We start from the raw sequence: 15,883 nt of genomic DNA on the forward strand, positions 1-15,883 counted from the left end.
TAAAAATATTGTTATTACAAACCTATCAAATATCATTGGATAAGGGTTTTTAGATCTTTTACTTAAGCTTAGAAAACTTGTTATCAAAATTAGTCTCAACTTGTTCATTTAACCACGTATAAATTGGATTGATATATGACTTGATATCTTCATTCGCACGTTCATTCAACCATCTTAATTCAAGCATAAGATCGCGCCAAACCTTAGGTATGTCTGCTAAATATCGAGACTTGCCATCACGTTCAGATAATCTTATAAAGATCCCTAATACTTTTAAATGACGCTGAATACCAACGAGATTTAAATCCGTCATTAAAGTTTCTAAAGTTATGTTATCCATGAAATCAAGGTGAGTTGATTCATTTTGATTAGTAGCGGTTTGATTATGAGCGGTTTGATTAAGAGCGGTTTGATTAGGATCAGGTTGATCAGAATTTAACTGCTTAGCTTGTCGCCAATAATACTCAACCCAGCTATCAATTTGCATCTCAGGCCAATCAACATAGGCATCACGAACTAAGGATACTAAATCGTATACATAACTACCGATAAGTGCATCCTGAAAATCAATAACGCCCAACGCCTCGTGGTGATACTGATCAAGCATAAGATTACGACTGTGATAATCCCGATGTACAACGACAGTAGGCTGCTTCAAAATATCTTCAATCAAATGCGTATTAAATAATGCTAATTTTGAGTTAATATCATCAGTTAGTTCAATACCAATATAGGGTAAAAACCATTCAGTAAATAAGTCTATCTCTCGTTGTAAAGTTGACTTATCATAATCTTGTACTCCAAATTTCTTTTTAGCATACTGAGTATCAATACCTTGCAAATCAATTAAACAATCAATCGCCCAGCGATACAATTCATCAATTTTTGTATGCTCCTGCTTCACCTTAGCATCCGCGACAAGATGAGCAAATTCAGTATTACCAAAATCTTGTAATATCAAAAACCCATTTTCTAAGTCATTTTTTAGCAATGTGGGTACATTAATCTTATCATTCATTAGCTTTGCAATTCTTACAAAACTTTCAATTGATTCTAATTGAGGCGGCGCATCCATAACGATATAGCTTGGGTCTAAAAGGCTACTTGATTCGGTACTAGAATCAACATTTAAACTAATTCGATCAGAAATAGTACGATTAGACTGATTAGTAGTGGTTGGATTGGTATCATTTTTAGCTAAACTATCGCTAAATTCATCTTCATTTAAATAAACACGATGATACCGACGAAAGCTTGCATCACCAGGCAGACTTTTAATTTTGATATGAAGATTAGAAAAAGCAGCTTGCACAAACCTTTCTAATTTTTCAAACCGTTCTTGAGTATGATAAGTGCTAATATTGTTTTGAGTATTTGATGTCATGTTATCCGGCGTTTTAGTAGTTGTAGTCATAACCTAAGGCTTTTGAGAATATTAACCTTCATAAATTTTTAAGATTTAAATTATAATAAAAGCTATAAATTTTGTTTCTTTATTTAAACCTCTCATGCAAATCAATCTAATTAACAATTTGGCAAAGAAGGCGTAAAATGAAACGATTATAGTGTAGCTGATATATTTTTTTTTGACTATGATACGATATTGCTCAAAACTTTTATATGAGCGTTTCATAGTATTAATATAATAAAATTGCCAATAATGCATTTAATTGGGATTTGATGATAAAAATTGGTTATATAATATAAGCGTATCTTTTTAAAACATGGATGTAGCATGTACAGATGTATTCCACCCAAATATATTGCATAAATAATCAGCAAAATTTAAAAAGATGATATACATATACATTTTTTATACTCATAATCTACAATAATTATAGACTACATATTTAGATGACTCTTTAGATTTATTGAGTCTGTTTTTATTTTAATTGAAGATTCAATAAGGTAACTCTTTGTTTTACTCATTGCTTTATCAAAGTATACGGCGTATTTGCTACGATACTGTTTTTCATTCGTATTCTAAAACTTCGCTCGTATTAAGCTTACCTATACTTATTAGTGTGCCTAGTGCGTACGGCGCCATTATAAGTCCTGTAAATGGTTTGGAAAAAAATCAACATACTCATCCAACTTCAATTAATAGACCTATAGAGACTCAATCCTTAGCTGATAGACAGTTATATGAGCCAAATACAGATGAAAGTAGTCTGTCTCAACAAACTGGTTTAGATTCAGATAATCCAAATGACTCAGATTACCTAAATGACTCGGATACTAAATCATTTAGTAATAAACTCGATAATGCCAAACAACTCTCAACAACTTTAAATCAAGATAAAGTTCAGAAGAGTCTTGAACGCTTATCACAATTTTATCAGCAGCAGGCGGATGAATTAAGAGAACGTACTCCTAACACTACTCATGGTTACAGGATTAATGATGTCGAGGCTGACACCATTATTGATGCCAATGAAGTTTCACCTGTAGCGGATATCAATGTTTTTGATTTCATAGATCAAGGTACATCGTCCTATCGCTGTGAGGGCGTATGGATTAGCCCTGCGGACGCAAACTACAAGTCAAATGGCAATGCATCTAATAATAATACATCACGTGGCGAAGCATCAATTAACTCTGATTATTATGCAGCCATTAAGCGCGCCAAACGTAATGATGGCCTATCTACAGACGAAGGATTGCCTTTATATGCTCAAGCCGATTACGCATACTATGACAATGAATCCTATGTAGAACTGGCTGGTAATGTTGAAGTCATACAAGAGGGTCAACTGATAGTTGCAGATGCGCTCAACCTCGATCTTAACAGTGGTGTTGCAGGTGCTAAAGGTCAAGTACTACTTGCCGGTGTGGGTTCTAATTCCGATAAAGCTGATGATTTAAATAACTTAAATGGTGAGCATAATGGAAATGATAGTGAGCGCGTTGGGTCACATACTAAGACAAATAATTCAGGTCTTATAACTGTCGCTGATGAACTAGCGTTTAGTACTAAAGACAATCGAGCAACTGCTTATGATGTCGCTTTTGCTAGTATTGGCATGCAGGCTCATGGTTATGCACAGCAATTAAACAAACCTAACGATAGTTTGTACGAGCTTGATAAAGTCATGTTTTCAACTTGCCCGCCTAATGATAGGAAGTGGCAGTTAGAAGCTCAGCAAATTGATTTAAATACCGATACCGGCCGCGGTGAAGCCTATGATACAACCTTTAGATTAGGTTCTGTTCCTGTATTGTATTTACCTTATTTCAACTTCCCTATTGATGACAGACGCAGTAGCGGTATATTAACCCCAAGCCTTAGGATTGATAGTGATACAGGGGTTAGGCTTGGCGTACCATACTACCTGAATCTAGCGCCAAATTATGATGCGACATTAACGACTGACATCTATACCAGTCGTAATCCCATGTTAACTGGAGAGATGCGTTATCTGACGGAGCATTATGGTCAAGGGACATTGACAGCCGCCTATCTACCGAATGATAAGGAATATGAGGATAAAGACCGTAAAGGCGTATTTTATACTCATGACTGGGCATCTGATAGTATTCCAAGACTAACTGCTAATGCAGTCTATAGTTATGTATCAGACCCTGATTACTTAAATGATTTTGATGATTTTGGCGTGGTCGATAATCAGTTAAACTTACCGAGACGCGCTCAGGTTAACTATATCAATGAATATATTGACACTCAGTTAAAAGTCGAAACTTTCCAGACTTTGGATGCAAAAGATGCGCAAGGCAATGTCATTGAAGATAAAGATAAGCCTTATTCACGTTTACCACAGTTCACTGTAGATTACCGTATTCCTACTTTTGAAGGGCCATTTAATAATGTAGTCATTGAAGGCACGAATGACTCTGCTTACTTTAAAAAATCTATTAACGATGGATCAGAGAGTGAGAAAAGCGGCTTTAGGCTATACAATGACATTAGTTTTAGTTACCCCTTTGATAAAAGCTGGGGCTATGTTATCCCTAAAGTAAGTTTGCGAAGTTTATATACCGCTTATGATGAAGAGAGCCGCATCGATCAAAATATTGCTAAAGAAGATAGGGATCAAGCCGTTTTTGTTCCTCAAGTTAGTTTGGACTCGGGGTTGGATTTTTATAAGGCCGGCTCACCTTTTGGTTGGTTTGACCGAACACTGGGTGGGTACCGCTTACTTAGCCCGCGTCTTAAGTATACCTATGCACCCTACAAAGACCAATCAACTCTTCCAAACTTTGATACTAGGGTGGCATCATATGGTTATGATCAACTATTTTCTGACAGTTGGTTTTTGGGTCATGATCGGTTGAATGATAGTAACTCTCTTGCAGTTGGCTTCAATTATCGTTATGTTGATGCCGTAGGTGTGACTCGATTTGATGGTAGTATTGGTGATCAGTTTTTTATAAAATCGCCTAAAGTTAAACTAGAACCAAACGACGATACCTTCGATGCAGACTCAACTGGTGTTGCTTGGCGCAGTAGTGTTCAGCCATATCGCAATATATGGTTTGATTTTAATGGTGCGCTAAACTCTGATAATGATCTCAACTACATCACCAGTCAGCTAAGATATCGGCCTACCCCTAATAGTTTGTTTAATGTTGGTATTATTGAACGTAAAGAAGACAAAGTAACTGATCAAGATGAATTATCAGCGTTAACTGCATCTGCGGTAATACCTATTAATAGTAATTGGCGAGTAATGGGTCAAACCCAGTTCGATAGTAGAAATGATAAGTTTATCGACAGCACGCTTGGTATTGATTATGAAGATTGCTGTTATGGGTTCTCAGTCTATGGTCGCAGCTACTATAATGACTTAAACCTTAAAGACGAACCGACGCGAGCCATTATGGGCGAATTTAGAATTAATGGATTGGGGAGTAGAAATAGTCGTTTGAGCAGGCACTTAGATGATAAGATACTAGGATTTGAACCTGTTGATAGCCTTTGGGTTAAATAAACCTTTGGGTTAAATAGCCCTTTATCTTAATTAACTCTTCATAGTTTTTGAACTTAAAACTGACTGCAAATACCCCTACTAAATATTAAACTTAACGAATAAAATACAGGCAAATTATGACAATGCTAAATCAGACGACATATGGTGCAAAGCACCCTCAAAAATATAAAATTAAGACTGCCTCAAAATATTTTAAAACCTCTATTTTAGCAAGTGCTTTATTAGGTTTACTAATAGCGCCTACGCATGCCGTAACCTCCAACGCACAAACATCAAATGTACAGCAAGACGGTTCAAATATAAGTAGTTCAACGGAGCAGCAGCGCTCTAACGCGTTATCAGTTCGACGCAGTAAAGATGGTATAGTCGCTTTAGTCAACGACACCCCAATTCTGAAAAGCGATTTAAAAGACGCGTTAGAATTAACTAAAGCTAGGCTCAATGCTGCAGGTCAGCCCATGCCGAGTACAGCTCAAATTCAAAATGATGTCTTAAACTCGTTAATTATACGAACCTTACAGCTAGATTTGGTACAGCGTGCTGGTATAAGACCTGATTCTGAAACAGTTAATCAAGCGCTAGCTAGAATTGCTCAATCACAAGGGTTTAACTCTTTATCTGGATTTCAGCAAAATTTAGATTCTAGCAAGCCTGGTAGTTATGCCCAGTTGCGTGCCGAAATTATTGAAGAAGAATCACTAAGAACATTGCAACAGAGTCAAATTGCTAATCGTGTGCGTATTAGTGAACAAGATGTCGATGCTTTACTTGCATCTCCAGAAGGACAACGTTTACAAAACACCGAATACCGTACGGTTCATATCAGAGTTCCTTTTAGCGATGATTATAGCCGCATTAGTGATGATGAAAAAGCACAAGCGATGAAAATCGCTCAAAACATCCAACAACAACTAAAATCTACTGATAATGTACAAAGTGTCCTCGATGCTGTGTCTGCAGGTATTGCCAAAAATTACGCCGCTTTAATCCAAGGTGGCGATATGGGTTATCATCCTGCCGCTGGACTACCAGAAGATATGGCGACGCGTATCACCAATTTATCAGAAGGCGAGGTAACACAGCCTCAAATCACGCCACAAGGTATCGATATAATCAAACTGGTAGACAAGCGTGGTAATGACAGTATGCTCGTGCCGCAGTGGAAAGTACGTCATATTCTAATAAAGCCTGATGATATTACTGGCGGTACGATTGCTGAACAAAAAATAAATGATTTATATGAACAACTCCGCCGTGATGCAGACTTTGCATCATTGGCTGCGACATACTCAGATGATCCAGGATCGGCTGGTCGTGGTGGTGATTTAGATTGGGTAAGCGAGGGTCATATGGTACCTGCATTTGAAGCTATGATGCTACGTACCCCAAAAGGTGACTACTCTACCCCCTTTAAATCGCAGTTTGGCTGGCACATATTAAAAGTTGAAGATACACGTCAAAAGGACATGACCAATGAATTGACGCGTCAAATGGCTAGAGATACGCTTTATAAACGTCTAGCAGTACAAGCACAAGAAGACTGGTTGCAAGAACTTCGTGCTAACGCATTTATCCGTATTTATAACTAGGGTCTGTTATTTTAATTTTTTGCGTTTAGTGCGTTAAAAAAGAAGGCTTCGCAAATTGCGAAGCCTTCTTTTTAGTATTTATGCATCGTAGTAACTGTACTTCTAGAAATTTAAGACGGCTTTAGGGTCAATTGGTTTGCCGTTTTCTCTAATCTGAAATTGCAATGCCACTTGATTGGTTTGTCCAGAACTGCCCATCGTAGCAATACGTTGCCCTTTTTGGACACGATCCCCTTCTTTAACTAACATTTGATTGTTATGTGCATATACTGTAACGTAGCGATCGTCATGACGTATCATAATGAGATTGCCATATTCTGGAAGTCCATTACCAGCATACATAACCGTACCTGCGTTACTCGCAACAATAGGATCTCCAACACGCCCACCAAACCACATGCCCATGTCGCCAGCATTGGCATTATAGTTTTTGATGACCGAATTGGTACTAGGATAAATATAGCCTTGATTCAATGGCTGCGAAGGTGTTGGCTGAGGTACAGGCGCGGGTGTTACAGGTCTAGTCTGAGGTGGTGTATAGGTGGGGCGACGCGTAGGTGGATTGTTCTGAGCGGTGCGATTACCATCATCCCACAAACTTAACCATTGTCCAGTATAAATGGTGTAGCGACTATCTAAACGATTTAATGCACCGATCTGTCTATAGTTTAAACCATATCTGGCGGCAATATCACTAACCGTATCCCCTCGTTTCACTTTATACATATTAGGAATGCCTTGAGCATTCACTTGAACCTTGGGTCCAGTACTATTATATGTAGGCTTAGTCGCACAGCCGGCTAGCAGTATCGTTGACCCGAGCAATGATGCTGCTAAAGCTTTAAATATAAATGAAGGGGTGTTGTCTAAATTAATTAGCTTAGACATGGAGATCTCCTATAGGAACAATATTTTTAATGGCCTATCATACCATTGTCACTCATAGTATTATAATTAATATGGATAAAATTTCTATCTACCCTAGTAAATTAAGCGTAACATTACTAAAATTTTATATTCTAGACATATGATTTACGCATTTAAAAAAGATAAGTCACAGTTGCTAAACATCCCGTACACAAAACGATGTCATAATAATTGAAAACCTATTTATGAAAATTAAATAATCGTTAAAAGTAATCAAATTAAAACCATGTTCAATTAATATAAAATACAATTATATTAAATTGTATTAATATTGAGGACGACCTAATATCAATCACTAAATAAAGAATAATAACGATAGACTGGCTAACTTTTAAATTTCTTTTTTTAAATTCTTCAAAACATCATGACATACTGACGTATTTTAATCATATAAATATTATAATCTTTCATAACCGATTATAATTTTTCATAACCAGTAACTTTATGAATAGATTAGAATATAAGTATGGTTCAAACTTAAGCGAAAACAGTGGATACTATGAAAAATTCTATAACTCATTCATTCAAAAATATGACACATAAAATGGTTTCTAAAGTCAAATTTGGTGCCGCTTTTGGCGCTATAGCTCTTTGTGCTTCCATGTCTGCTCAAGCTGCCAATCAGACTACTATTCCTCTAGATCTTGCTGGAGCCAATGCGACCAAACACGAAATTGCTGTTTTGCAAGTATTATCAGAAGTATGCCCTTCGATGTTAACGCCTGCTCAGAGTGTTAACTTTCGCCGTACCTATAATGCAGAGTTAAAAAAAATGTTGCCTGCGTCCATTAATAATCCAGCCGCTGCAATAAATTATTTGTCTACTCAGCAAGACTATAAAATGGTATTAAGCAGTATGCGAGATTGGACAATGGGCTTTTCACATGAAGAAAATTTGGCCTTATGTACAGATCTTGCTAATGCTAAACTACAATAGAGTTCTCAACAGCGTTTTATTTAACATGTCTTTGATGAACAAAACATTGACGAGCCTAATGTAATAAATCAAGCATCAGGATCAGTTATAGAGTAGCTGATCCTTTTTTATTAGATATTCATAACCAGTCTCCATTTGATAACCAGTCTCTATGTTTAATCAGTCTCTAAATAGGCTGGCTAAAAAGACAACATTTTATAAAGCACTCTTAATATTATCAATACTATCAAAACTTTTTAAATTTCTGTTTTACCCACTAAGGCAATTTGTTAATATATTGTCTCGTTCAGGCAGCATTATTTGATCAAATCTTAAAGAAAATAACTGTGCTCTAAATTATATATCCCTAACTATGGTGTCTTAGATATGACCATGCTTTCACAAAAGCCAATTTCTCCCAATACCCTCCTTAAAAGAACCCTCTTAACTGTAAAAACCTCATTAATCGGTTCAGTCGTTGGTTTAGCTTCTATCACCTCTATGGCTGCAATAGACCCACCTGAGATGGACAATACCGCCTATGTATTAATGGATTACGATACTGGGGTTATCTTAGCTGAAAAGAATGCAGACCAACCTCTACCGCCAGCTTCATTAACTAAAATGATGACCAGCCATATTATTGAAAAAAAGCTGCAATCTGGCGATTTAAAAGAAGATGATATGGTGCTAATGAGCGAAAATGCATGGTGCCGTGGTAGTAGCAATCAATCTTGTATGTATGTTCCAGTTAATACAAAGGCCTCGGTTATAGATATGCTGCGTGGCATTATTATTCAATCGGGTAATGATGCATCAAAAGCAATGGCGGAACACATTGCTGGTAGTGAACAAGCATTTTCACAACTAATGAACGAAGAAGCTAAGCGTATCGGTATGACGAATACCACGTTTAAAAACGCGACTGGCATGCCTGCAGAAGGACATGAAGCTTCCGCGCGTGATTTAGCGTTATTAGCACGCGCTATCATTAAAGAAGGCGGTGAATACTACGATATTTATGCTGAAAAAGAATTCACCTTCAATGATATCACCCAAGGTAATCGAAACGCCCTACTTCGTACAGACTCTACTGTAGATGGTTTGAAAACCGGACACACCAATGCAGCAGGTTACTGCTTGGTGGCTTCTAGCAAACGTGGTGATATGCGCCTGATATCAGTCATTATGGGTGCAGACAGTATGCAAGATCGTGCTGACCAGTCGCGTGAACTACTAGGTTGGGGATATGGTCACTTTGATACCGTGATTGTTGCCCCTGAAAATCAATTTGTAGACAACATGCCTGTATATTTTGGTGAAAAAAACTCAGTAAAAGCAGCTACTGGTGAGGCGCTCAAAGTCTTAACTACCAAAACTCAAAAAGACAAACTTACTACCGTTATTAATATGTCAGATGAAATAAAAGCACCATTGACACAAGGTCAAGAAATTGGTCGTATGATGGCGGTTCTTGATGGCAAAACAGTCGCTTCTGTGCCTGTTGTAGCTACTGAAGATGTTGCTGAATCAGGTATCTTCAAACGCGCTTGGCAACACATTGCTAAATGGTTTGGTGATCTTTTCTAATTAATTGATTAATATTAAACACAGTCGTTACTGTAAATAAAAAAGAGGCGCTGAAATATCAGCGCCTCTTTTTATACTTTATTTTTAGTCTTTTCATTCAACAGATTTAGAATGTTATGTTTAGAATGTATGGGTATTTTAGTTTAAGACTATTTTTTATGTGAACCTTTTTTATACTTCATTTTACGGCGTTTCTTACGGGCTTCTGACACCCCTTTTCTCTCACTAGTAGCGCTGGTAGTCTTCTTGCCTGCATAGGGATTGGTATTGAGTTTGAATTCTACTTTAAGAGGCGTGCCTTCTAATTTAAATACTTTACGAAATTCATTCTCAAGATACCGCTGATAGCTTTTTGGTAGCGAGCCAGTTTGATTACCATGAATCACAATAATAGGAGGATTGTGTCCTCCTAAATGGGCATATCTAAGTTTAATACGGCGACCACCAGACATAGGTGGGGGATTAGCAGCAACAGCATCTTCTAAAATTTGGGTTAGACGACTTGTTGAAACTTTAAACATTGAAGAGGCATAAGCTTTGTGAATCGAGGGGTATAAATTCCCCACATTTGTCCCATGTAGGGCGGATATAAAATGAACTTTGACGTACGGTATAAAACTAAACCGGCGCTCAAGCTCAGAATGAATCATGTCTTTTTTATCCTCTGACAGGCCATCCCATTTGTTGATAGCCACTACAATGGCACGCCCTGCATCAAGCGCATAACCGAGCATATGCAAATCTTGATCTACAATGCCTTCTTGAGCATCGATAACAGCTATCACCACATTTGAATCTTTGATGGCTTGTAGGGTCTTGATGACCGAGAACTTCTCAACTTTTTCACCAATACGGCCTCGGCGCCTTACACCTGCTGTATCGATTAATACGTAACTTTTGCCATTGCGCTCAAAGGGAATATAAACACTATCACGAGTCGTGCCTGGCATGTCATATACGACGACCCTATCTTCCCCTAACATACGATTAACTAGCGTCGATTTACCAACATTTGGGCGGCCAATAATGGCAAGTTTAAGCCCTTGTTCTGGATCTTCTTCGACATCTTCTGGCATGTCTTTTGTTAAGTCATCTAATAAATTTGATATCCCACGGCCGTGACTTGCTGTGGTTGGATAAGGCTCACCAAGTCCTAACGCATAAAACTCAGCTGGCGCAGCATCATGTACGCCATCTATTTTGTTAGCGACTAAAAATACAGGCTTGCCGAGGGTATGAAGCATTTTACCTATGTCAGCATCAGCGCCTACCATGCCCGCGCGCGCATCAACCACAAATACAATCATATCTGCTTCGTGTATTGCCGTGTGTGATTGAGCCGACATATAATCATCAATACTACCTTGTCCATCGTCAGCTTCGCCGATACCACCAGTGTCAATGACAATAAATGACTTATTGTCGTAAGTGGCGTCGCCATATTGTCTATCACGTGTTAAACCAGATAGATCAGCGACTAGGGCTTGACGGGATTTTGTTAATTGGTTAAATATTGTCGATTTACCCACATTAGGGCGGCCAATTAAGGCGACGACAGGTTTCATGGACATTTTTTATCTCTCTTGGTTTTACATTGTTTCTAAACTTAAATGCTTAACGACGTTTATAAATATTCGTAACGTTTTTTTAATAGCTGTTATCCATAAGACTTTACTGTAAGGCTTATACAGAGCGTAGGTTCAGAGTTTGTTAACATAGCTTATATAAGGGTATGCTCAGCCTATGAATAAAAGATGGAGTTTTGATTAAGGAGTAGTAAGGTATACGTACAAATTGCCCGATTGTCTAACTCATAATCTGTTAAAATATTATCAATCTAAACATGGTCAGACAAAAAATAAAAAGCTAAAAATGATAGCAAATTTAAGTATATACAACCCCTATTAAAATTTAATAGAATGTCGTTAGTTATTAATGCTATATCGCTAGGTTATGATAACATGGTTTTATTACTCTTAATAACGATAGTACAATTATGTCAAGACGTTCCGCTCCATTTGTTGTTCCAGTAGATCTCGATTTAAGCCCTACATCAGAAGCAAGGGATACAAAGACGCGTCAGAAACGAGCCAAAGAACTACTGTCTACGCTTCAAGCCGATATTGCTGCTTTTAAAGAGAATCAATTTGCGCCCGACATCTTACGCCAAGTCCGTGATATGCCTATATATCAAGGTAATTACGATGAAGTAGCAGCCTATCATAAACGCTGGAAGCCGCTTATAGATAGAGCCATGCAGTTTTACCCAGCAGCATATCTACCTCCTGACAACCTACCACTACCCGCAAGTTTAGAGATACCTCAGTTTATTTATCACGTACAGCGTCTCCACTTGACCAAAACCCGCGCAAAAGAGTCCAAAAACTTTGGTTCTGTGGGAGCACTGATTGATAAATGTGGTGAATTCTCCGCTGAAGAATGTCTCCGCCTTGAACGCGTGTTTGAACAGGATGAAACGGCTCGTTTAGTCGCTCACCGTGAATTTATAGACTTAAGGGCTTATATATTTTGTCGCAATCATAAAGGCGAGATGTTAGATCCTGAGCGTGTGCGTTTCTATCGAACTGGACTGATTGTTCATGCCCTACCTGATTTTAAAATAGTTGACAGCCGTCAAAAACCGCGCAAACGACGCAACGATGCTTATACCCATCCGTTAGCTGATAATGGCGTTTGGAAAGTTTATAAAAAGAAATAAACTACCCTACCAGATAAAGGACTTTTAATGTTTGCAGCCTCTTTTTTACAACCAGGCTTAATGTTACAAGCGACAATATTCTTAGGTGCGGCACTATTGCTCGTACCGCTTGGCAAACGGCTGCATATCTCCACTGTGCTTGGTTACTTAATTACAGGGTTGCTATTGGGGCCCAGTGTATTTGATGTTGCGGGTGATGCAGAAAGCCTGCTACATTTTTCAGAGTTTGGCGTCGTAATGCTTTTGTTCGTCATTGGACTTGAGTTACAACCGTCAAGGCTTTGGGCGCTACGGCGTTCAATTTTTGTATTCGGTGGTCTACAAGTGGGTATTACTGGCCTATTATTGATGGGCTTATTATATCAATTTACCCAATTAAAATTAGATACTGCTTTTATAGTGGGCTTTGGTTTGGCGTTATCCTCTACCGCATTTGTGCTACAAGTTTTGAATGAAAAGCAGCAACTGTCTAGCACGCATGGTCGTGAAGCATTTACTATCTTGCTGTTCCAAGACATCGCCGTCATTCCTCTTCTAGCAGCCATCCCTTTTTTGTCAGGAATTAGAGAACAAAGCTATGACTTAATCTATTTCGCCAAAGTAGTCGCAGTCTTTGGGGGGCTCTTTTTTGTTAGTCGCTATGTCGTGCGTCCATTTTTTAAATTTGTGGCGCTAAGTGGTGCAAATGAGCTACTCACCGCAGTAGCACTTTTTATAGTGATGGGCGTGTCCATCCTTATGGGTCAGATTGGATTGTCCATGGCACTGGGTGCTTTTTTGACCGGAGTATTGCTCGCAGACTCTGAATATCGGCATGAGCTTGAAGCCAGTATTGAGCCATTTAAAGGTCTGTTATTAGGTTTATTTTTTATGTCTGTGGGAATGCTTACTGATGTTAAGCTTATTATGGAGCACCCATTCATTATCATTAGTGCCGCCCTGGCGCTAATGTTTATAAAGTTTGGGGTAATCAGTATTATTGCTCGGCTATTAGGCAATCGTCTACCTACCAGTATACGACTTGGGGTGACGTTAGCGCAGGGAGGGGAATTCGCTTTCGTATTATTCGGTACAGCAGCCAATCAAAACGTACTTAGTCAGGAATACTCAAGCTTACTGACGCTTGTTGTTACCATATCTATGGCCTTAACCCCGCTTGGATTTGTATTACTTGAAAAGTTTGCAGAGCCTAAATTTGCCAAACGTCAACCCACAAGAGAGTACGACAGTATTCCAGACCACGAGCACCCAGTGATTATTGCAGGGTTTGGGCGCGTTGGTCAGATTATTGGGCGCGTACTACGTATGCATAATATCGAATTTACAGCCATTGAAAGCTCAGCAAATCAAGTTGATTTTGTCCGCAAATTTGGTAACCAAGTGTACTATGGTAACCCGCAAAATCCGCAAATATTAAGAACAGCTGGTATAGATAAAGCTAAAATTTTCATCATTGCTATAGATAATGTTGAGCGATCTATCTCAACAGCGCAATACCTTCATAATCATTATCCTCATTTAGAAATCCTAGCCCGCGCCAGAAACCGCAATCACTATTATAGATTGCGCGATGCAGGGGTAAAGCACATATGGCGTGAGACCTATTTATCTTCTCTCGATATGTCAAAAGAGTCGTTAAAGCTACTGGGTATTTCAGCTGAAAAAGCGCGTGAGACCATTACAGCGTTTAGAGATTATGATGATAAGTTATTGGCTCAACAACAAGCCATATATGATGACGAAGCCAAAATGATTGAGTCTGTACAGTCCTCAATGATGGAGCTTGAAAGTCTATTTGATGCCGATCACACCGAAGGCAAAAAGCTTGATTTAGACGAAATTGAAACGGCGGTAGGTATAAACAAGCACCAATCATAAACGTTTAAACCAATAGTACTTTTAATCAATAGCATTTTAACCGTCGACCTTCTTAGAGACAGGTTCTAAGGTACTAAGGTGCTAAAGTACTAAAATGTAAAGGGAATAACGGCAAATTGATTGTAAAGGTATAGGGCAAGTCCCTATCAATCAGTTTAAGGTGTTGGTTCAAGTCGATTGCCAAAGTTATTTATTAGGTTTAAATTGAGATACTAGTCTTCACGGCATATTGAAGGCTTTTGTTTGTCATTTAGTGTAGTCATGCATCTCCATTCTTCGGTTTTATTAGTACTGGTACGGTACATGATATAGGTTTGATTGTTTAAATTTCGATTGGGGAATGGTACATTTTGAATGGTGGCGATAAGCACACAGCTGGTTTGTAGGTTACCTAAAGAAGGCGTACTTTGAGTCACATCAAACGTTAAGTTTGTTAAATTATTAATATCATTATCAAACTCTATATCTACAGGACAATAGCCTTGCGAGCTATAAAACTTTTCTAATTGAGTTGTTGCAATGCGCGTTTCAATAAAAGTATCTTGGATAATGCCATTTTCTTTAGGTTTCGCATACAGTGGTAAAAACTGTTGTTGTATCACCAGCAACGTGAATAAAAACATACCAAAAGCTATGGCCAAACCTACCACACTAACCCCGCCTTCACGCTGCAAGTGTTGTTTTTGTTTTTCAGGGTCACGCGGGTAATCCTGCAGAGCATCTGCAATTTCACGACGTGCCATGCGATAGTAATAAGCATCGGACCACCGCGCCACCATAAACGACCAAAATAACCATATAATTCCTGCAACACTTAGACGGAAAATCATTTGATAAGCATCAGGAAATGAAGACACAAACAAAAATTCAAAAAGACTAAGGATGATAGCGACATTCAACTGGACGAACGACCAACCTGCAACTGTATAAACGATACAGTCCATATAGCGCTTGCGGTATAATAACCAACCAAATGTGGCAAAAAAACCCGCCCAATGCCACTTAGCGGATAAATACCCTTGCTCATCAAATGCTTTAAAGCGTTTCAAATAATAAGACTGTGAACGTTTACCAATAAACCATTTATCAAGCTGTGTACGCTGCTCATCGCTTAGCTGTTCTTGATAAAAAGGTGGAGGTGACGTCTCTTCGATAAATAACATAACAACCTAATTGTAGTTATATGACAAATTCTGAATTGCTCTACTATACAAACTATAGGGTTAAACATCGTTTTATAAAGGGTTTGTGTTTATAATACGCCAAATCTAACCTTTTTTTTAGTTACTTTTTTATGTAAATGTTAAAGGACATA

General features: G+C 38.3%; 10 protein-coding genes. 6 read left to right on the plus strand and 4 right to left on the minus strand.

The genetic code is table 11. The annotated features are described in order from the left end of the window. Positions 1-58 precede the first annotated feature (58 nt). Entirely contained in the window at positions 59-1,414 is a 1,356-nt protein-coding gene (locus AC21OH_RS07215) for an aminoglycoside phosphotransferase family protein (protein ID WP_487370184.1), read from the minus strand. Between the two features lie 502 nt (positions 1,415-1,916). Between AC21OH_RS07215 and AC21OH_RS07220 the strand changes: the two genes are divergently transcribed. Together AC21OH_RS07220 and AC21OH_RS07225 are read left to right on the plus strand one after the other, a co-directional pair. Then, positions 1,917-4,949, plus strand: coding sequence for an LPS-assembly protein LptD (locus tag AC21OH_RS07220; RefSeq protein ID WP_487370183.1), 3,033 nt, complete (start codon positions 1,917-1,919; stop codon positions 4,947-4,949). Positions 4,950-5,065: 116 nt separating this feature from the next. Further along, positions 5,066-6,538 (plus strand): peptidylprolyl isomerase, encoded by a 1,473-nt coding sequence (locus tag AC21OH_RS07225; RefSeq protein WP_487370182.1) that lies wholly within the window; start codon positions 5,066-5,068, stop codon positions 6,536-6,538. A 102-nt stretch (positions 6,539-6,640) separates the two neighbouring features. Here AC21OH_RS07225 and AC21OH_RS07230 read toward each other — a convergent pair whose 3' ends face one another. Continuing rightward, complete coding sequence (locus AC21OH_RS07230; RefSeq protein ID WP_487370181.1) at positions 6,641-7,426, minus strand: peptidoglycan DD-metalloendopeptidase family protein; 786 nt, start codon at positions 7,424-7,426, stop codon at positions 6,641-6,643. A 538-nt stretch (positions 7,427-7,964) separates the two neighbouring features. On the opposite strand from AC21OH_RS07230, the gene AC21OH_RS07235 reads away from it, so the two are divergent. Next, a complete protein-coding gene (locus AC21OH_RS07235; RefSeq protein WP_487370180.1) occupies positions 7,965-8,402 on the plus strand; it encodes an MCR_0457 family protein in 438 nt (145 codons plus the stop codon). 372 nt (positions 8,403-8,774) lie between these two features. Then, positions 8,775-9,971, plus strand: coding sequence for a D-alanyl-D-alanine carboxypeptidase family protein (locus AC21OH_RS07240; RefSeq protein WP_487370231.1), 1,197 nt, complete (start codon positions 8,775-8,777; stop codon positions 9,969-9,971). 149 nt (positions 9,972-10,120) lie between these two features. On the opposite strand, the gene der is transcribed toward AC21OH_RS07240, so the two are convergent. After that, positions 10,121-11,542 (minus strand): ribosome biogenesis GTPase Der, encoded by a 1,422-nt coding sequence (gene der, locus AC21OH_RS07245; protein WP_487370179.1) that lies wholly within the window; start codon positions 11,540-11,542, stop codon positions 10,121-10,123. Positions 11,543-11,967: 425 nt separating this feature from the next. Between der and AC21OH_RS07250 the strand changes: the two genes are divergently transcribed. Beyond that, on the plus strand, positions 11,968-12,690 hold the full coding sequence (locus AC21OH_RS07250) for a hypothetical protein (RefSeq protein WP_487370178.1): 723 nt from the start codon (positions 11,968-11,970) through the stop codon (positions 12,688-12,690). Positions 12,691-12,717: 27 nt separating this feature from the next. Then, positions 12,718-14,568 (plus strand): monovalent cation:proton antiporter-2 (CPA2) family protein, encoded by a 1,851-nt coding sequence (locus AC21OH_RS07255; RefSeq protein ID WP_487370177.1) that lies wholly within the window; start codon positions 12,718-12,720, stop codon positions 14,566-14,568. 212 nt (positions 14,569-14,780) lie between these two features. On the opposite strand, the gene AC21OH_RS07260 is transcribed toward AC21OH_RS07255, so the two are convergent. Then, positions 14,781-15,731, minus strand: a complete 951-nt coding sequence (locus AC21OH_RS07260; RefSeq protein WP_487370176.1) for a DUF2628 domain-containing protein — start codon at positions 15,729-15,731, stop codon at positions 14,781-14,783. Positions 15,732-15,883: the final 152 nt, after the last annotated feature.

It is taken from the genome of Psychrobacter sp. CX10 (assembly GCF_057621575.2).